This window comes from Paraburkholderia caribensis, assembly GCF_002902945.1.
GTDB classification, from domain to species: Bacteria; Pseudomonadota; Gammaproteobacteria; order Burkholderiales; family Burkholderiaceae; genus Paraburkholderia; species Paraburkholderia caribensis.
Genome location: NZ_CP026101.1, coordinates 714,411 through 733,008, shown reverse-complemented (window position 1 = coordinate 733,008; position 18,598 = coordinate 714,411). Strand labels below are relative to the sequence as shown.

Below are 18,598 nucleotides of genomic sequence, written 5' to 3'. Positions count from 1 at the left end.
CAGGTCATCGCGCATGCCGCGCCCTAACACCGTATTCACCGCTACCTCACCATGAGCAACAAGAAAGCCGATTCGAAACCGCAGGCCCGCTATCCCGTCAACCTGCTGGACACGCCCTTCCCGATGCGCGGCGATCTGCCCAAACGCGAGCCGCAATGGGTCAAGGACTGGCAGGAGCGCAAGGTCTACGAGCAGATCCGCGCCGCCTCCAAAGGCCGCAAGAAGTTCATCCTGCACGACGGCCCGCCGTATGCGAACGGCGACATCCACCTCGGCCACGCGGTGAACAAGATCCTGAAGGACATGATCGTCAAGGCGCGCAACATGGCCGGCTTCGACGCCGTCTACGTGCCCGGCTGGGACTGCCACGGCATGCCGATCGAAATCCAGATCGAAAAGCAGTTCGGCAAGTCGCTGCCCGCCGCCGAAGTGATGCAGAAGGCGCGCGCCTACGCGACCGAGCAGATCGAGAAGCAGAAGGCGGGCTTCCGCCGTCTGGGCGTGCTCGGCGACTGGGACAACCCGTACAAGACGATGAACTTCGCGAACGAGGCGGGCGAAATCCGCGCACTCGCGAAGATCATCGAAAAGGGCTATGTGTTCCGCGGCCTGAAGCCGGTGAACTGGTGCTTCGACTGCGGCTCGGCGCTGGCGGAAGCGGAAGTCGAGTACAAGGACAAGACCGACCCGACCATCGACGTGCTGTTCACGTTCGCCGAGCCCGAGAAGACGGCGCAGGCGTTCGGCCTCGCGTCGCTGCCGCGCAACGAAGGCGGCATCGTGATCTGGACGACCACGCCGTGGACGATCCCCGCCAACCAGGCGCTCAACGTGCACCCGGAGATCGTGTACGCGCTCGTCGATACGCCGCGCGGCCTGCTGATCCTCGCTGAGGAGCGCGTCGAAGACTGCCTGAAGTCGTATGGCGTCGAAGGCAAGACCATCGCGACGGCACCGGGCGCGAAGCTCGCGAACCTGCGCTTCACGCATCCGCTCGCGTCCGCGCATCCGTCGTACAAGCGCACATCGCCCGTGTATCTCGGCGACTACGTGACGACGGAAACGGGCACGGGCATCGTGCACTCGTCGCCCGCATACGGCGTCGAAGACTTTATTTCGTGCAAGGCGCACGGCATGGCCGACTCGGACATCATCAGCCCGGTCATGGGCGATGGCCGCTATATCGAATCGCTCGCGCTGTTCGGCGGCCTGTCGATCTGGGACGCGAACCCGAAGATCGTCGAAGCACTCGACGAAGCAGACACGCTGCTGCGCACCGAAAAGTATCTGCACAGCTATATGCACTGCTGGCGCCACAAGACGCCGATCATCTATCGCGCCACGTCGCAGTGGTTCGCCGGCATGGACATCAAGCCGAACGACACCGACAAGACGCTGCGCGAAACGGCGCTCGAAGGCATCGAAGCGACGGCGTTCTATCCGTCGTGGGGCAAGCAGCGCCTGTTCGCGATGATCGCGAACCGTCCCGACTGGACGCTGTCGCGTCAGCGTCAATGGGGCGTGCCGATGGCGTTCTTCGTGCACAAGGAAACGGGTGAGTTGCATCCGCGCACACTCGAACTGCTCGAAGAAGTCGCGAAGCGCGTCGAAGTATCGGGCATCGAGGCATGGCAGACGCTCGATCCGCGCGAACTGATCGGCGACGACGCGAACCTGTACGAAAAGAACCGCGACACGCTCGACGTCTGGTTCGACTCGGGCACGACGCACTGGCACGTGCTGCGCGGCTCGCACAAGGACGAACTGCAGTTCCCGGCCGACCTGTACCTCGAAGGATCGGACCAGCATCGCGGCTGGTTCCACTCATCGCTGCTGACGGCGTCGATGCTCGACGGCCGCCCGCCGTACAACGCGCTGCTCACGCACGGCTTCACCGTCGACGGCGAAGGCCGCAAGATGTCGAAGTCGCTCGGCAACGGTATCGATCCGCATGAGGTCGCGAACCGGCTGGGCGCGGAAATCATCCGTCTGTGGATTGCATCGACCGACTATTCGGGCGAACTGGCAATCTCCGAAGAAATTCTCAAGCGCGTGACGGAAAGCTATCGACGCATCCGCAACACGCTGCGCTTCCTGCTCGCGAACCTGTCGGACTTCGACTTCGAGAAGAACGCGCGCCCGGTTAGCGAGTGGCTGGAGATCGACCGTTATGCGGTCGCGTTGACGGCCAATCTGCAAGCAGACGTCCTGTCGAACTACGACAAGTACGAGTTCCATCCGGTCGTCGCGAAACTGCAGACGTTCTGCTCGGAAGACCTGGGCGGCTTCTACCTCGACGTGCTGAAGGACCGCCTGTACACGACAGCGCCCGATTCGAACGCGCGCCGCTCGGCGCAGACCGCGCTGTACCACATCGCGCACGGCCTGCTGCGCCTGATGGCGCCGTTCATGTCGTTCACGGCCGAGGAAGCGTGGAAGGTGTTCCAGCCGAACAGCGAAACCATCTTCACTGAAACGTATCACGCCTATCCGGAAGTTCCGGAAGCAGCAACGCTGCTCGACAAGTGGACGCTCCTGCGCGCGGTGCGCAGCGACGTGACGAAGGCGCTGGAAGAAGCGCGCGTCGCGAATCAGATCGGTTCGTCGCTGCAGGCGGAGGTCGAAATCCGCGCGAGCGGCGCGCGTCATGACGCGCTCGCGAGCCTCGGCGCCGACCTGAAGTTCGTGCTGATCACGTCGGGCGCGACGGTCGTGAAGGTGGACAGCGAAGCGGAAGAAGGCGTCGACGTGATCACGTCGAAGTATCTGAAGTGCGAACGCTGCTGGCACTATCGCAAGGAAGTCGGCGAGAACGCCGAGCATCCCACGCTCTGCGGCCGCTGCATCAGCAATCTGTTCGGCAACGGCGAAACGAGGAGCGCGGCATAATGTCCAGAACGCTGTCGAAACCCGCGGGCGGCTCACTCGCGCCGTGGCTGGGCGTTGCGGTGATCGTGATCCTGTTCGACCAGTTGACGAAGATCGCGGTGGCGAAGGTGTTCGCGTACGGCTCGTCGCATGCCGTCACGCCGTTCTTCAACCTCGTGCTCGTCTACAACCGCGGCGCAGCCTTCAGCTTCCTCGCGATGGCGGGCGGCTGGCAGCGCTGGGCATTCACCGCGCTCGGCGTCGCGGCGGCGCTGCTGATCTGCTATCTGCTCAAGCGGCATGGCAATCAGAAGCTGTTCTGCACGGCGCTCGCGCTGATCATGGGCGGCGCGATCGGCAACGTAATCGACCGCCTCGTGTATGGACACGTGATCGACTTCCTCGATTTCCATGTCGGCACGTGGCACTGGCCGGCTTTCAACCTCGCCGACAGCGCGATCACGATCGGCGCGGCGTTGCTGGTGTTCGACGAACTGCGGCGCGTGCGCGGCGCGCGCTGACATAACAACACACGGTGTGCGGCGCAGTGATGGCCGCCTACGCCGCTCACGCAGTCTTGCAGTACGAAGCCGGCGCGCTTCACCGATGCGCCGGCCATCACGTCTTGTCGGAGGCATCAGTTGGCCACAGAACTCGCCGGAAAACACATCGTCCTCGGCATGACAGGCGGGATCGCCTGCTACAAGATCGCTGAACTCACGCGTCTGCTGGTCAAGGCGGGCGCGACCGTCCAGGTCGCGATGACGGAAGCAGCGACGCAATTCATCACCCCCGTCACGATGCAGGCGCTGTCCGGCCGCCCGGTCTACACGAGCCAGTGGGACGCGCGCATCGCGAACAACATGCCGCACATCGATCTGTCGCGCGAAGCCGACGCGATCGTAATCGCCCCCGCCTCCACCGATTTCCTCGCCAAACTCGCGCACGGACTGTGCGACGACCTGTTGTCCACGCTGTGCATCGCGCGGGATTGTCCGCTGCTCGTCGTGCCCGCCATGAACCGCCAGATGTGGATGAACCCGGCGACGCAGCGCAACGTCGCGCAGTTGCGCGCGGACGGTATCGAACTGCTCGGCCCGGACTCGGGCGCGCAGGCGTGCGGCGAAGTCGGCGACGGGCGCATGCTCGAACCGGAAGCCGTCTATGAGGCGATCGCGTCGTTCTTCACGCCCAAGGTGCTGGCCGGCCGCCGCGTGCTGCTGACGGCGGGCCCGACCTTCGAGCCGCTCGACCCCGTGCGCGGCATCACGAACCGTTCGAGCGGCAAGATGGGCTTCGCGCTCGCGCGCGCGGCGCAGCAAGCGGGCGCGGACGTGCACCTCGTCGCGGGCCCGGTCGGTCTGGACACGCCGTGGGGCGTCTATCGCGAGGACGTGCAGACGGCACAGCAGATGCACGACGCCGTGATGCGCGCGGTGCCCGACTACGACATCTTCATCGGCGTCGCCGCCGTCGCCGACTGGCGCGTCGATCACGTCGCCGAGCACAAGATCAAGAAGACAGCCGATCACGCGATTCCGTCGTTCGCGTTCGTCGAGAATCCGGACATTCTGGCTTCCGTCGCGAAGCTGCCGCACCCGCCGTTCTGCGTCGGCTTCGCGGCGGAAAGCGGCGATCTCGACGTGCACGGCGAACAGAAGCGCAAACGCAAGAACGTGCCGCTGCTGATCGGCAACCTCGGCCCGCAGACGTTCGGGCTCGACGACAACGAAGTCGTGCTGTTCGAAGCCGCCGGCACGACGAAGCTGCCACGCGCGGACAAGCAGACGCTCGCGCGTGCGCTGATCGCGGAAATCGCGAAGCGCCTGCCGGATGCGAGCGTGATCGGTTGAGTGCGTCGCGCGGATTGCCGCGCTTCGTCACAGTGGATCGCCGCGCTCGAATGCAATCTTTCAGCTAACGCCATGGTGCTGTCATGACCCTGCTCTCCGTCCTCGACCAGACACCCGTGATCGACGGGCATACCGTGGCCGACGCGATCGCCGCGACGGTCGAACTCGCGCAACTCGCCGACGACCTCGGCTACACGCGCTACTGGTGCGCCGAACATCACGGGCTGTACGGCGTGTCGAACCCCTGCCCGGAAGTGATGCTTGCTCGCCTCGGCAGCGTGACGAAACGTATCCGCATCGGGTCGGGCGGCATCATGCTGCCGTACTACAGCCCGTTCAAGGTCGCCGAGCAATTCCTGATGCTCGAAGCGCTGTTCCCCAACCGCGTCGATCTGGGCGTCGGCCGGGCGCCGGGCGGCGATATGCGCACCGCGCAGGCGGTCGCGGCGGGCGACTATAACCGCGGCGAACTGTTCCCGCAGCAGGTCGCCGACCTCGTCGCGCTGATGAGCGGCACGCTGCCGTCCGATCATCTCGCGCACGGCGTGCTGCTGCAGCCGCAAGTGGAGACTCGCCCGCAACTGTGGGTGCTGGGCTCCAGCGATTTCGGCGGGATGCTGGCCGCGCAATTGGGCATCCGCTTTTCATTCGCGCATTTCATCAATGCGCATTTCGGGCATGCTGTCGCGCACGCGTATCGCGAACGCTTCAAGCCGGGTCACGAGCAGAAGCCGTACCTCGCAGCCGCCGTGTTCGTGATCTGCGCAGACACGGAACAGCAAGCCGCCGACCTCGAAAAAGCCGTCGATCTGCGCCGCGTGCAGATGGCCTATGGGCTGAACGAGCGGGTTCCTTCCATCGCACAGGGTCTCGCGCAGGAATACGGCGAGCGCGAGCAGCTGATCATCGACCGGGAAAAACCGCGCAGCATCATCGGCACGCCGGAGTCCGTCACGCAACGGCTGCACGCATTGCAGGAACAGTTCGATGCCGATGAACTGATCGTGCTCTCGGTCACGGGCAGCTATCGCGCCCGGCTGCGCTCGTATGAACTGCTTGCCGAAGCGTTTGAACTCGGCAAGTCATGAATCGATCACAGCGGCCCGTCGTCATGATGCGCGCCGCTACTTCTTCAACCTCTCACGGAACTGCATGAAACTCGACCTGAAGATTCTCGACTCGCGCATGCGCGAACAACTTCCCGCCTACGCCACGCCGGGCAGCGCGGGTCTCGACCTGCGTGCGTGCCTCGATGCGCCGCTGACGCTCGAACCCGGTCAAACGGCGCTCGTGCCGACCGGCCTCGCGATCCACGTCGCCGATCCCGGCTACGCGGCGCTGATCCTGCCGCGCTCGGGTCTCGGCCATAAGCATGGCATCGTGCTCGGCAATCTGGTCGGCCTGATCGACTCGGACTACCAGGGCCAGTTGATGATCTCGACGTGGAACCGCGGCACGACCACGTTCACGCTGAATCCGATGGAACGGCTTGCGCAGCTGGTGATCGTGCCCGTCGTGCAGGCGACGTTCAATATCGTCGATGAGTTCGAGACGAGCGATCGTGGTGAGGGCGGCTTCGGCAGCACCGGCAAACACTGAGGCAGCGCTCAGTTTCCGTTGCGCGAGCATCAAAACAAAAACGGCGTGGGTTTTGAAACCCACGCCGTTCTTTTTTGCTTCGGACGATTCGACGCTTAGTCGACTTCCACCGCTTCCGGATTCGGATTGCGCGGCGGCGTGGAGTTCTCGTCGAACGTCAACTGGACCTTGTCGTCCGCATCGACGTCGACCGTCACGCGGCCACCGCTCATCAGCTTGCCGAACAGCAGTTCGTCGGCCAGCGCACGACGGATCGTGTCCTGGATCAGACGCTGCATCGGACGCGCGCCCATCAGCGGATCGAAGCCGTGCTTCGCGAGATGCTTGCGCAGCGCGTCGGTGAAGAGCGCGTCGACCTTCTTCTCGTGCAGCTGATCTTCCAGTTGCATCAGGAACTTGTCGACCACGCGCATGATGATTTCTTCATCGAGCGAGCGGAAGCTGATCGTCGCATCCAGACGGTTGCGGAATTCCGGCGTGAACATGCGCTTGATGTCGGCCATTTCGTCGCCCGACTCGCGGCGCGTCGTAAAGCCGATCACCGACTTGCCCATCGCTTCGGCGCCCGCATTCGTCGTCATGATGATGATGACGTTGCGGAAGTCCGCCTTGCGGCCGTTGTTATCCGTCAGCGTGCCGTGGTCCATCACCTGCAGCAGCACGTTGTAGATATCCGGATGCGCCTTCTCGATTTCGTCGAGCAGCAGCACGCAGTGCGGCTTCTTCGTCACGGCTTCCGTCAGCAGACCACCCTGGTCGAACCCGACGTATCCCGGCGGCGCGCCGATCAGCCGGCTCACCGCGTGACGCTCCATGTACTCCGACATGTCGAAGCGGATCAGCTCGATGCCCAGCGTGAACGCCAGTTGCCGCGCGACTTCCGTCTTGCCGACGCCCGTCGGGCCGGAGAACAGGAACGCGCCGATCGGCTTGTCCGTCTTGCCGAGGCCTGCGCGCGCCATCTTGATCGAAGCCGACAGTGCATCGATAGCGGGGTCCTGACCGAACACGACGGCCTTCAGATCGCGGTCGAGCGTCTGCAGCTTGCTGCGATCGTCCTGCGACACGCTCTGCGCCGGCACGCGCGCGATCTTCGAGATGATTTCCTCGATCTCGCTCTTGCCGATCGTCTTCTTCTGCTTCGACTTCGGCAGGATGCGTTGCGCCGCGCCCGCTTCGTCGATCACGTCGATCGCCTTGTCGGGCAAATGACGATCCGTGATGAAGCGCGCCGACAGCTCAGCCGCCGCCGACAGCGCACCCGACGAGTACTTCACGCCATGGTGCTCTTCGAAGCGCGACTTCAGGCCGCGCAGGATCGCCACCGTCTGCTCGACGGTCGGCTCGGTCACGTCGATCTTCTGGAAACGACGCGACAATGCTGCGTCTTTTTCGAAGATGCCGCGGAATTCCGTGAACGTGGTCGCGCCGATGCACTTGAGCGTGCCCGACGACAGCGCCGGCTTCAGCAGATTCGACGCGTCCAGCGTGCCGCCCGAAGCGGCGCCCGCGCCGATCAGCGTATGAATTTCGTCGATGAACAGGATCGCGTTAGGACGTTCCTTCAGTTCCTTCAGGACCGTCTTCAGGCGCTGTTCGAAATCGCCGCGATACTTGGTGCCGGCGAGCAGCGCGCCCATATCCAGCGAATAGACCTGCGCATCCACCAGAATGTCGGGCACTTCGCCGCGCGTGATGCGCCATGCGAGACCTTCGGCGATCGCCGTCTTGCCGACGCCGGCCTCACCGACCAGCAGCGGATTGTTCTTGCGGCGGCGGCACAACACCTGAACGACGCGCTCGACTTCCGGCTCGCGTCCGATCAGCGGATCGATCCGGCCGTCCTTCGCCATCTGGTTCAGGTTCTGCGTGAACTGCGCAAGCGGCGTTTCCTTTTGCGCAGCGGCTTCGTCCGATTCCGCGTTCGCATCCGTCGACTTCGCAGCTTCGGAGCTGTTGGTCTTCGCGATGCCATGCGAAATGAAATTGACGACGTCCAGACGCGTCACGCCCTGCTGCTGCAGGTAATACACCGCGTGGGAATCCTTCTCGCCGAAGATCGCCACGAGCACGTTCGCGCCCGTCACTTCCTTCTTGCCGTTCGACGTGGACTGGACGTGCATGATCGCGCGCTGGATCACACGCTGGAAACCCAGCGTGGGCTGCGTATCGACGTCGTCGGTGCCCGGAACGGTCGGCGTATTGTCGTGAATGAAGTTGCGCAGGTTCTGACGCAGGTCTTCGATGTTGGCCGCGCATGCGCGCAGCACTTCGGCCGCCGTCGGATTGTCCAACAGCGCCAGCAAAAGATGTTCGACCGTAATGAACTCATGCCGCGCCTGGCGCGCTTCCATGAACGCCATGTGCAGGCTGACTTCCAGTTCCTGGGCAATCATGCTTCCTCCATCACGCACTGCAGCGGATGCCCTGCCTGCCGCGCGTGGGTAACGACTTGCTCGACTTTGGTCGACGCGATGTCCCGCGTGTAGACCCCACAAACTCCCCTGCCTTCGCGATGGACCTTCAACATGATCTGCGTTGCGGTCTCACGATCTTTATTGAAATATTCCTGCACGACCATCACGACGAATTCCATCGGCGTGAAATCGTCATTCAACAACACCACCTTGAACATGGCGGGCGGTTTCAGCTTTTGATCCTGCCGCTCCAGTACGGTGTTGTCCTGCTTGTCCGGGATAATCGCCATACACCCATTCTAAACAACTCGGACAGGCCCGCAATCCTGTCAAAACCCGACCGGCTGGCCGGACATCGGTTCCCTCCGGCCCTGTGGAGCAGCCTCTCGTGGGTGCGCTCTGCGCCGGGCCGCGTGCGGTGGCGGCCCTCCGGTAATTCTGCATTGCAGCTTGATGACTGCAGTCGGATCGAGTATCGCACAACCCGGGCCAGCAAGCTGACGACACGCCAACCCTGCCATCCGCTGCTTCCCCACTGAACTGCATGTGAGTCGATTATGCGACTTTTCAAGACGCGCCGCTTGCGCCACCGCACATAAGAAAAGCGGGAGAAACCCTGGAAATTGGTTCTTTACAACGAAGAAATGGGCGTCTCAAAATTTTCTTGACACTCGAATAAAGAGACTCAACAATCAAGCTGGCACTTTTTTCAACAAGCCGTTTATACGAAAAAATGCCGTTGGTGAGCTTGTGAGGAGGGACGACTGCACTCCGTGGTCGTTGAGCTTTTCGAGGGCTCGTGGCAGCTTTTGAGTTACAGGGGAAGTTGGTATGGCAACTGGTACGGTCAAGTGGTTCAACGACGCGAAAGGTTTCGGATTCATTACGCCCGACGAAGGCGGTGAGGATCTGTTTGCACACTTTTCGGCTATCCAGATGAACGGTTTCAAGACCCTCAAGGAAGGCCAGAAAGTTAGCTTCGAGGTCGTTCAAGGCCCGAAGGGCAAACAGGCATCGAACATTCAGTCCGCAGCCTGATACGTTCGGTCCGCAGCCTTGAAAACCCGGCTCAATGCCGGGTTTTTTCGTTTCTGACGTGTGCAATGCCTCTATCGATAACTACGGCAGGAATCAGACGACCTTGAGGGTTGCCATCATGCCGAGATCCTCGTGTTCCAGTATGTGGCAATGGAACATCCGCTCGCCGGCGTCGTGCTGTACCGTCGCGATGCGCACGGTCTCGCCGGGCTGCACGTTGACGGTATCCCGCCATGCGAGAAACGGCTCACGCGTGCTCGTGCCGCCCCGCTCCCGCCCGATCACCTGAAACTGCGTGCCGTGCAGATGGAATGGATGATCCATGTCGGTGCGATTCTCGATCGACCAGACTTCGACTTCTCCGCGCCGGCTGGTGAGTGCGATGCGCGACGGGTCGAAAATCGCGCCGTTGATCATGAACTGCATGCCGGGCGGCATCGCCGACATCGCTGCGCCGGGACGGTGCATGGCCGCCATGTCCATAGCCTCGGTGAACACGACGGATTTTTGCGGAACTTTGTCGGCTGCGGCGTCAGCGGATAGCAACGGCGAGATTGGACGCAGCGTCGGCGGCACGGCGCGCGCCGCGGTGGGCGAGCCCGGCACGAAGCGCACGTCGGCGAGCGGCCTGGCGGGGTCGGCGGGCAGGCTTTTACCCTCCGTCATCGTCATCTTGCGACGGTCGTATGCGGCAGCGGTGAGAATCGCCGCCGACGCTGCCGCACCCGCGCGCACGATGATCTCGGCGCGTTCGCCCGGCGCGAGCAGCAGTTCCGTCAAGCCGTCGCGCGGCTGGTCGAGCAGACCGCCATCGGTGCCGACCTGCGTGAAGGTGTGCTCACCCTCGCCGCCCAGCGACAATCTCAGATAGCGCGCATTGCACCCGTTCCACAGACGCCAGCGCTCGTCCTGCGCGACCTCGATGCACGGACGGCGCGCGCCGTTCACCAGCACGAACTGCCCTTCGCGGCCGTTCATCCAGTCCATCATGTCGTTCGGCGCGATGGAGGCGTCGCTTGCCAGCTTCAGGTCCGAGAAGAACAGGTGCCGCTCGGGAAATGCGGCGAGCGGATCGTCCGCGGCACGCACGACGATCGGCCCGGCCAGCCCGCGAAACACCTGTTCCGCCGACATCATGTGCGGATGCGGGTGATACCAATAGGTGCCGGCGCTGCCTGGCGGCAGCGTGAATCGATAGACGTGCGACGCGCCCGGCGCGACAGGGTTGGTCGGATTGCCGTCCTGATCGGGCGGCACGGGCAGACCATGCCAGTGGATCGTGGACGGCTGCGGCAGACGGTTGACGAAGCGGATTTCGACGGTGTCGCCTTCGCGCGCCTCGATGAGCGGGCCGACGATCGGCCCTTGCGCGGCGTCGCCGTACAGCCATAGCGACGTCGAATGTCCCGGCATCAATTGACGGCGCACGGGTTGCGCGACGAGCGTGGCGCGAAACACGCCCGGCACGCTGCTCTCATTCGCGAGCTTGCGCAATGCGGCAAGCGGCGCGCCGGCGGGCAGCGCCGTTTCGGGCGCGAGCTTCGGGGTTGCGTGGGCGGCATGCGAGTTGGCGGCATGTGTCGACGACATGCCAGGCATGTCGTCCATATCGCTCATGCCGGACATGCCGTGCATCGAGTGCTGCGCGAAGACATTGCGCGCGAAAAGCGATGCGAGGGCAACGCTCAACGTGCGGGCGAGAAAATCCCTGCGGATCATGGATCGATTCCTTCTGATGCGGCGCGGCAATGCGGTTGCGGCGACGCATCGAACGTGTGACGGAAGCGAGCGTGACGGATTCAGTCACGCATCGGATGCTTGTGCGCTATTTGAATGAGCGCCGGCATGAAGCCGTCACGCGATGGGCGGCCGCACGGGCGGTGCGCGCGTGACGCCTGCGCGCGCGGGGTCGCTACCGGCGCCCGGCACATCCAATGACGCGACCCGCGTCGCCACGCCGACGTTCGACAGCAGTGCGCCGCAATGCACGCCGCACGCGCTCATGCAGCACAGCGAATGGCTGCGATGGCAAGAGGAATCCGAGTCGCGCGGGTTCGTCGACATAGCGCGATGCACCGCATTCGTATGCATGCTCATCACTGGCGGCGAGGCATCGTGATGATGCTCGCACGCCGACGCGCCCTGCATGCCGAGCAAGGCGAGCGTCAACACGATGAAGATACGCCACAACGATTTCATGCCTGTCTGTCGATGCGAACGGGTGCGAGGTGCAAAGGAAGTGAACCGATCATAACGCAGCCACGTTGCCGCGCGGATGACGAAAGCTCAAAACAAAACCCCGGCTTGCTCGCGCGCGCCGGGGTTGCGTTGAAGATGGATGCGCTACGCGGCGCTCACATGTTTTCGATCATCACCTGACCGAAGCCCGAGCACGACACCTGGGTCGCGCCTTCCATCAGGCGCGCGAAGTCATACGTCACGCGCTTGGACAGGATCGACTTTTCCATCGACTTCAGAATCGCATCCGCCGCCTCCGTCCAGCCCAGATGGCGCAGCATCATCTCCGCCGACAGAATCTCCGAACCCGGATTCACATAGTCCTTGCCCGCGTACTTCGGCGCCGTGCCGTGCGTGGCTTCGAACATCGCGACCGAGTCCGACATGTTCGCGCCCGGCGCAATGCCGATGCCGCCGACCTGCGCGGCCAGTGCGTCGGAGATGTAGTCGCCGTTCAGGTTCAGCGTCGCGATCACGTCATATTCGGCGGGACGCAGCAGGATCTGCTGAAGGAACGCATCGGCGATCACATCCTTCACGACGACGTCGTTGCCCGTCTTCGGATTCTTCACCTTCATCCACGGGCCGCCGTCGATCAGTTCCGCACCGAACTCCTTTTGCGCGAGCGCATAGCCGTAGTCACGGAATGCGCCTTCCGTGTACTTCATGATGTTGCCCTTGTGCACCAGCGTGACCGTGCGGCGATCGTTGTCGAGCGCATACTGGATCGCCTTGCGTACCAGACGCTCGGTGCCTTCGCGCGACACCGGCTTCACGCCGATACCCGACGAGTCCGGGAAGCGGATCTTCTTCACGCCCATTTCCTCGCGCAGGAACTGGATGACCTTCTTCGCCTCGGGCGAGCCCGCCGGCCATTCGATGCCCGCGTAGATGTCTTCCGAGTTCTCGCGGAAGATCACCATGTTGACCTTCTCCGGCTCGCGCAGCGGCGACGGCACGCCTTTGAAGTACTGCACGGGGCGCAGGCACACGTAGAGGTCCAGTTCCTGGCGCAGCGCAACGTTCAGCGAGCGGATGCCGCCGCCGACGGGCGTCGTGAGCGGACCCTTGATCGACACGATGTAGTCCTTCACCACCTGCAGCGTTTCTTCCGGCAGCCACACGTCGGGACCATACACTTTGGTCGCCTTCTCGCCCGCGAAGATTTCCATCCAGTGGATTTTCTTCTTGCCGCCGTAGGCCTTGGCGACGGCTGCATCGACGACCTTGATCATCACGGGCGTAATGTCGACGCCCGTGCCGTCTCCTTCGATGTACGGAATGATCGGCTGATCGGAAACGTTGAGCGAGAAATCCGGGTTGACGGTGATCTTGTCACCGTCAACCGGAACCGTGATGTGCTGATACGCCATGATCGGACTCCAGTGATAGCTGTACTGTGAGAACAGGTTGGAAATGCGAAACCGGGGCGCCCCTCTTGCGCGCGACGCGGTGCCGCGCCGATTCGAGTGCTGATGCCAGATACCGATGCAGCAAGCGGCCAGGCGGCTATTCTAGCCCACGTCGGCGCAAGGCCGCCCTCGGGACGTGCACGTATGCCGGCGCGCCGGCGGGATTGCGCGATAAGGCAGGCGTCATCTTATGTCTTATATAAGACATAAGACATGTTCAAACGCATTATGCTTTAAGATCTCGCCATTCGCTACCCGGCGCGGCCGTCGAGACTCGCAGCGCGCATCGACGCTCTGGCTGCGATCGCGCGGTTGACGCATCCGCCATTCGCCTCGTTCACGCATGACTCTGCTCGCTCTCAACAAACCCTTCGGCACGATCTGCCAGTTTTCCGCGCACGAAACGCGCGCGTCGCTGGCCGATTGGGTCAAGATGCCCGGCATCTATCCCGCAGGGCGACTCGACTCCGATAGCGAAGGGCTGCTGCTGCTCACCGACGACGGCGCATTGCAGGCGCGCATCGCGGAGCCGCGGCACAAGCTGGTGAAGCGATACTGGGCGCAAGTGGAAGGCGCACCGGCAGACAGCGATCTGAAGGCGCTCGCGCGCGGTGTCGATCTCGGCGACTATGTGACGCGCCCCTGCCGCGCGGAATTCGTCGAACCCGGCGAAGCGCTATGGGCTCGCACGCCCCCCATTCGATATCGCGCGGCCATTCCGACCACGTGGATCGAACTGTCGATCACTGAAGGCAAGAACCGCCAGGTGCGCCGCATGACGGCGGCCATCGGCTTTCCGACGTTGCGTCTAGTGCGCGTCGGCGTCGGTGCGCTCGACATTTTTTCGCTTGGATTGCAGCCGGGCGAAAACATCGAGCTACCTTCACGCGCGCCCTGGGAAGGTTTCACACGCTCGTGAATGCGTCCGCGAAAAACCGCTCGATATTCCGCTAAGCCGTTGTATCGGCATGCGTTTTTTATTCGATTGCGTCATTTGAAAAAAACGCGCGAAAAGCGCTGAAAAGCAGCAATCTGCGACGCGTTATCACATTCGCAAAAATTCCTGAAAATTTTCGTCAACCGCGTCGCGCGTTCATGCGTTAGTCGACGCAGATGCCGATGAAGCTGTCCGGCATTCAGCCTCAAGAGCCTTGGTACAAGCCGCTCCAACGACGTGTATGAAGGTGTCTGAACGCTCGCAGCCGCAAAGAAAAATTTCTTCGATGCGGATGTCAACCGAAAGGTGGACGGCACGTTTAACGACATGACTCAACCTGATCGGGTCATTGGGTTAATTAACTAAAGCTGAGGATTCGCAAAATGAACAAACTGATCGCCGCTCTGGTCGCTGGCCTCTTCGCAACGGCAGCATTCGCACAAGCTTCGGCACCGGAAGCAGCTTCGGCAGCTCCGGCAGCAGCAGCTTCGTCGCACAAGGCAACGAAGAAGGTTTCGCACAAGAAGTCGCACAAGAAGGCAGCAGCGCCGGCAGCAGCTTCGGCAGCTTCGGAATAAGTTTGTTGCAATAACGCAGTCAAGAATCAAGCAGTTTTGCCGTTCTTACGGCGTTGAAAGGCAGATGGCCATAAGGCTCTCTGCCTTTTTGTTTTTGACGCGCTCGCGTAACATGCGCGGATCATATTCAGCAAGGAGCCATGTCGTGCGATTTTCATTGCGCTCGTTGATCGCGCGCTTCGCGATTGCAGTTGCATTGCCTGTTGCCGCATTGTCGGCCGTGTCGCTCGCGGCCATGTCCGCGCAAGATGCGCATGCACAGCAGATGCCGCAGGGCGCAAAACAACCCGGCGACTTTCCGCGCGCCAGGCTCACGGCGGGCATGTTCGTCATCGACGCCGCCGTCGCTGCGAACGATGCGGACCGCGAGCAAGGTTTGATGTACCGCACGCAACTCGCACCGAACGAAGGCATGCTCTTCGTGTTCGGCGAGAACGCCGTGCATTGTTTCTGGATGAAAAACACGCTGATCCCGCTGTCGATCGCATTCATGCGCGCGGACGGCACGATCACCGACATCGATGAGATGCAGGCGGAGACCACCAACAACCATTGCCCGAAGAACAACGGCGTCTACGCGCTGGAGATGAGCAAGGGGTGGTTCACGTCGAAGGGCATCAAGCCCGGTATGAAGATGCAGGGACTGCCGGCGCCGCAATAGGCGAACCCGCCGCCACGCACGATCCGGATGGAAGCCGGCGCAGCCGCAAGGCGCGCCGGCTTGTTTTTTATCCTTCGCGCCGCAACGTATGGCGGGCGCCAGCTCCGGCGGCTTCTGGCAGGATTCCTGCAAAAGCCGGGGCGACACGCTATTCTTATAGTCTCACCAGCAGCACCGAGATCGTCCGGGCCGCGCAGCACAATGCCAGCAGAAGGCCCGGCGCCAGCCACCGGCGCGCCAACACATGGAGGTTCACGTGCCCCGCAAGACTCCTATCGAGCGATACCGGAACATCGGTATCAGTGCTCACATCGATGCCGGCAAGACCACCACCACCGAACGCATTCTTTTCTACACCGGCGTGACCCACAAGATCGGCGAGGTTCACGACGGCGCGGCGACGATGGACTGGATGGAACAGGAGCAGGAGCGCGGCATCACCATCACATCGGCGGCCACGACAGCCTTCTGGAAAGGCATGGCGGGCAATTATCCGGAGCACCGGATCAACATCATCGACACGCCGGGTCACGTCGACTTCACGATCGAAGTCGAACGCTCGATGCGCGTGCTCGACGGCGCGTGCATGGTCTACGACTCGGTCGGCGGCGTGCAGCCGCAGTCCGAAACGGTGTGGCGCCAGGCGAACAAGTACAAGGTGCCGCGCATCGCGTTCGTCAACAAGATGGACCGCGTCGGCGCCGACTTCTTCCGCGTGCAGCGCCAGATCGGCGACCGCCTGAAGGGCGTCGCGGTGCCGATCCAGATTCCCATCGGCGCGGAAGAGCATTTCCAGGGCGTCGTCGATCTGGTGAAGATGAAGGCGATCGTCTGGGATGACGAGAGCCAGGGCATCAAGTTCACGTACGAAGAGATCCCCGACAACCTCAAGGACCTCGCGCACGAGTGGCGGGAAAAGATGGTCGAGGCGGCGGCGGAATCGAGCGAAGAACTGCTCGAAAAGTACCTGACGGATCACGAGAGCCTGACGGAAGACGAGATCAAGGCGGGCTTGCGCAAACGCACGATCGCCAACGAAATCGTGCCGATGCTGTGCGGCAGCGCGTTCAAGAACAAGGGCGTGCAGGCGATGCTCGATGCCGTGATCGACTATCTGCCCTCGCCTGTCGACGTGCCCGCGATTCTCGGCCACACGGAAGACGACAAGGAAGCGGAGCGTCATCCGAGCGACGACGAGCCGTTCTCCGCGCTGGCGTTCAAGATCATGACGGACCCGTTCGTCGGTCAGCTGATTTTCTTCCGCGTGTATTCGGGCGTCGTGAATTCGGGCGACACCGTGTACAACCCGGTGAAGGAAAAGAAGGAGCGCCTCGGCCGCATTCTTCAGATGCACGCGAACGAGCGCAAGGAAATCAAGGAAGTGCGCGCGGGCGACATCGCGGCGGCAGTCGGTCTGAAGGAAGCGACCACGGGCGACACGCTGTGCGACCCGAACAACATCATCATTCTCGAACGGATGATTTTCCCGGAGCCGGTGATCTCGCAGGCTGTCGAGCCGAAGACGAAGGTCGACCAGGAAAAGATGGGCATTGCGCTGAACCGTCTCGCGCAGGAAGACCCGTCGTTCCGCGTGCAAACGGACGAAGAGTCTGGGCAGACGATTATTTCGGGCATGGGCGAACTGCACCTGGAAATTCTCGTCGACCGGATGAAGCGCGAGTTTGGCGTCGAGGCGACGGTGGGCAAGCCGCAGGTCGCGTATCGGGAGACGGTGCGCACCAAGGTTGAAGGTGTGGAAGGCAAGTTCGTGAAGCAGTCAGGCGGACGCGGGCAGTACGGGCATGCCGTTATCACGCTCGAGCCCGATCCGGGCAAGGGTTATGAGTTCGTCGATGCGATCAAGGGCGGCGTGATTCCGCGCGAATTCATTCCGGCTGTCGACAAGGGCATTCAGGAAACGCTCAAGGCAGGCGTGCTGGCGGGTTATCCCGTGGTGGACGTGAAGGTCACGTTGACCTTTGGTTCGTACCATGACGTCGACTCGAATGAAAACGCGTTCCGCATGGCTGGTTCGATGGCGTTCAAGGATGCGATGCGCAAGGCGAAGCCTGTGCTGCTTGAACCGATGATGGCGGTTGAAGTGGAGACGCCTGAGGACTTCATGGGCAATGTGATGGGCGATCTTTCTGGCCGGCGCGGCATCGTGCAGGGCATGGAGGATATTGCCGGCGGCGGCGGCAAGCTCGTGCGTGCCGAAGTGCCGCTTTCGGAGATGTTTGGGTATTCGACGTCGTTGCGGTCGCTTACGCAAGGGCGGGCTACCTATACGATGGAGTTCAAGCATTACGCTGAGACGCCGAATAATGTCTCGGAAGGGATTATTAATTCGAAGTCCAAGTAGCCGGTTTGGTTTGGTTCGCTCTGGCGCGAAGGCCTGTTCCTGTTGGGATGGGCCTTTTTTTTGCTGTTCGGTGACTTGGATTTGGTTTGGTTTGGCTTTTGCTCGCCGCCGCGTTGTGGTGTTTGTTCGTCGCCGGTCGTGTGTTTTGATCTTTTTGCTGGCATCCGCGATTTGTTAGCGTACTTCAGGCGTCGCCGTTCGTGTGTTTTGATCTTTTTGCTGGCATCCGCGAATTGTTAGCTCGCTTCACGCGTCGCCCCTGTGCGGGGCGGCACCTACTTTTCTTTGCCGCCGCAAAGAAAAGTAGGCAAAAGAAAGCGGCTCACACCGCCAATTCTTGACGTTTACCCACGGGCCCCCAACGTCCCCACACTTCACACACCAGTGGCCCTGGTTGGTGCCCGTTGCCAACGCTTCGAACAGGTGCCTCACCCGCTTCGATTACCCGTACCCGAGCAAACGGCAGCGAATGGTATGGGCCGCCCAGGTGGCAAACTGTGTGTAGGTTGTCGCGTCGTATGGCTTGGCGCTCTTACAGGGTGGGGCGCATGCGCTATCGGTCCGGAGTGAGGCGTGTGAGGCACTACGGCCTACACACAGTTTGCCACCTGGGCGGCGGTGGACTGTCTGACGCA

The 18,598-nt window shown here is 62.2% G+C and carries 15 protein-coding genes; 10 read left to right on the top strand and 5 right to left on the bottom strand.

The annotated features are described in order from the left end of the window. The first annotated feature begins 51 nt into the window (after window positions 1–51). The 5 genes from ileS (at window position 52) to dut (ending at window position 6,320) form a co-directional block, all read left to right on the top strand. Entirely contained in the window at window positions 52–2,889 is a 2,838-nt protein-coding gene (gene ileS, locus C2L66_RS03215) for an isoleucine--tRNA ligase (RefSeq protein WP_054933924.1), read from the top strand. Next, the gene (gene lspA / locus C2L66_RS03210; protein WP_054933923.1) at window positions 2,889–3,389 is read left to right on the top strand and encodes a signal peptidase II; all 501 of its coding nucleotides are present in this window, start codon (window positions 2,889–2,891) and stop codon (window positions 3,387–3,389) included. The genes ileS and lspA overlap by 1 nt, the downstream gene beginning before the upstream one ends. Window positions 3,390–3,548: 159 nt before the next feature. Further along, a complete protein-coding gene (gene coaBC / locus C2L66_RS03205; protein ID WP_409372584.1) occupies window positions 3,549–4,721 on the top strand; it encodes a bifunctional phosphopantothenoylcysteine decarboxylase/phosphopantothenate--cysteine ligase CoaBC in 1,173 nt (390 codons plus the stop codon). Between the two features lie 83 nt (window positions 4,722–4,804). Further along, window positions 4,805–5,809, top strand: a complete 1,005-nt coding sequence (locus tag C2L66_RS03200) for an LLM class flavin-dependent oxidoreductase (protein ID WP_054933921.1) — start codon at window positions 4,805–4,807, stop codon at window positions 5,807–5,809. 64 nt (window positions 5,810–5,873) lie between these two features. After that, window positions 5,874–6,320: a dUTP diphosphatase gene (gene dut, locus C2L66_RS03195; protein ID WP_054933920.1), complete on the top strand. Its 447-nt coding sequence runs from the start codon at window positions 5,874–5,876 to the stop codon at window positions 6,318–6,320. 95 nt (window positions 6,321–6,415) lie between these two features. On the opposite strand, the gene clpA is transcribed toward dut, so the two are convergent. Together clpA and clpS are read right to left on the bottom strand one after the other, a co-directional pair. After that, window positions 6,416–8,716 carry an ATP-dependent Clp protease ATP-binding subunit ClpA gene (gene clpA, locus C2L66_RS03190; RefSeq protein ID WP_035986179.1) on the bottom strand — a complete coding sequence of 767 codons (2,301 nt, stop codon included), beginning with the start codon at window positions 8,714–8,716 and terminating at the stop codon, window positions 6,416–6,418. Further along, window positions 8,713–9,027, bottom strand: a complete 315-nt coding sequence (gene clpS / locus C2L66_RS03185; protein WP_007586255.1) for an ATP-dependent Clp protease adapter ClpS — start codon at window positions 9,025–9,027, stop codon at window positions 8,713–8,715. Before clpS ends, clpA begins: the two co-directional genes overlap by 4 nt. 541 nt (window positions 9,028–9,568) lie before the next feature. Here clpS and cspD point away from each other — a divergent pair. Then, window positions 9,569–9,775, top strand: a complete 207-nt coding sequence (gene cspD / locus C2L66_RS03180) for a cold shock domain-containing protein CspD (RefSeq protein ID WP_007586257.1) — start codon at window positions 9,569–9,571, stop codon at window positions 9,773–9,775. A 93-nt stretch (window positions 9,776–9,868) separates the two neighbouring features. Here cspD and C2L66_RS03175 read toward each other — a convergent pair whose 3' ends face one another. The 3 genes from C2L66_RS03175 to icd all read right to left on the bottom strand — a co-directional run bounded on the left by C2L66_RS03175 (window position 9,869) and on the right by icd (window position 13,386). Further along, the gene (locus C2L66_RS03175) at window positions 9,869–11,494 is read right to left on the bottom strand and encodes a multicopper oxidase family protein (protein WP_060602069.1); all 1,626 of its coding nucleotides are present in this window, start codon (window positions 11,492–11,494) and stop codon (window positions 9,869–9,871) included. Between the two features lie 135 nt (window positions 11,495–11,629). Continuing rightward, window positions 11,630–11,974 carry a hypothetical protein gene (locus tag C2L66_RS03170; protein ID WP_060602072.1) on the bottom strand — a complete coding sequence of 115 codons (345 nt, stop codon included), beginning with the start codon at window positions 11,972–11,974 and terminating at the stop codon, window positions 11,630–11,632. Window positions 11,975–12,129: 155 nt separating this feature from the next. Then, entirely contained in the window at window positions 12,130–13,386 is a 1,257-nt protein-coding gene (gene icd, locus C2L66_RS03165) for an NADP-dependent isocitrate dehydrogenase (protein WP_060602075.1), read from the bottom strand. A 382-nt stretch (window positions 13,387–13,768) separates the two neighbouring features. On the opposite strand from icd, the gene C2L66_RS03160 reads away from it, so the two are divergent. The 4 genes from C2L66_RS03160 (at window position 13,769) to fusA (ending at window position 17,963) form a co-directional block, all read left to right on the top strand. Further along, entirely contained in the window at window positions 13,769–14,344 is a 576-nt protein-coding gene (locus C2L66_RS03160; protein ID WP_054933916.1) for a pseudouridine synthase, read from the top strand. A 401-nt stretch (window positions 14,345–14,745) separates the two neighbouring features. Then, window positions 14,746–14,940 carry a hypothetical protein gene (locus C2L66_RS03155; RefSeq protein ID WP_042310425.1) on the top strand — a complete coding sequence of 65 codons (195 nt, stop codon included), beginning with the start codon at window positions 14,746–14,748 and terminating at the stop codon, window positions 14,938–14,940. 145 nt (window positions 14,941–15,085) lie between these two features. Then, the gene (locus C2L66_RS03150; RefSeq protein WP_054933915.1) at window positions 15,086–15,601 is read left to right on the top strand and encodes a DUF192 domain-containing protein; all 516 of its coding nucleotides are present in this window, start codon (window positions 15,086–15,088) and stop codon (window positions 15,599–15,601) included. Window positions 15,602–15,857: 256 nt separating this feature from the next. Beyond that, window positions 15,858–17,963 carry an elongation factor G gene (gene fusA, locus C2L66_RS03145; protein WP_054933948.1) on the top strand — a complete coding sequence of 702 codons (2,106 nt, stop codon included), beginning with the start codon at window positions 15,858–15,860 and terminating at the stop codon, window positions 17,961–17,963. Window positions 17,964–18,598: the final 635 nt, after the last annotated feature.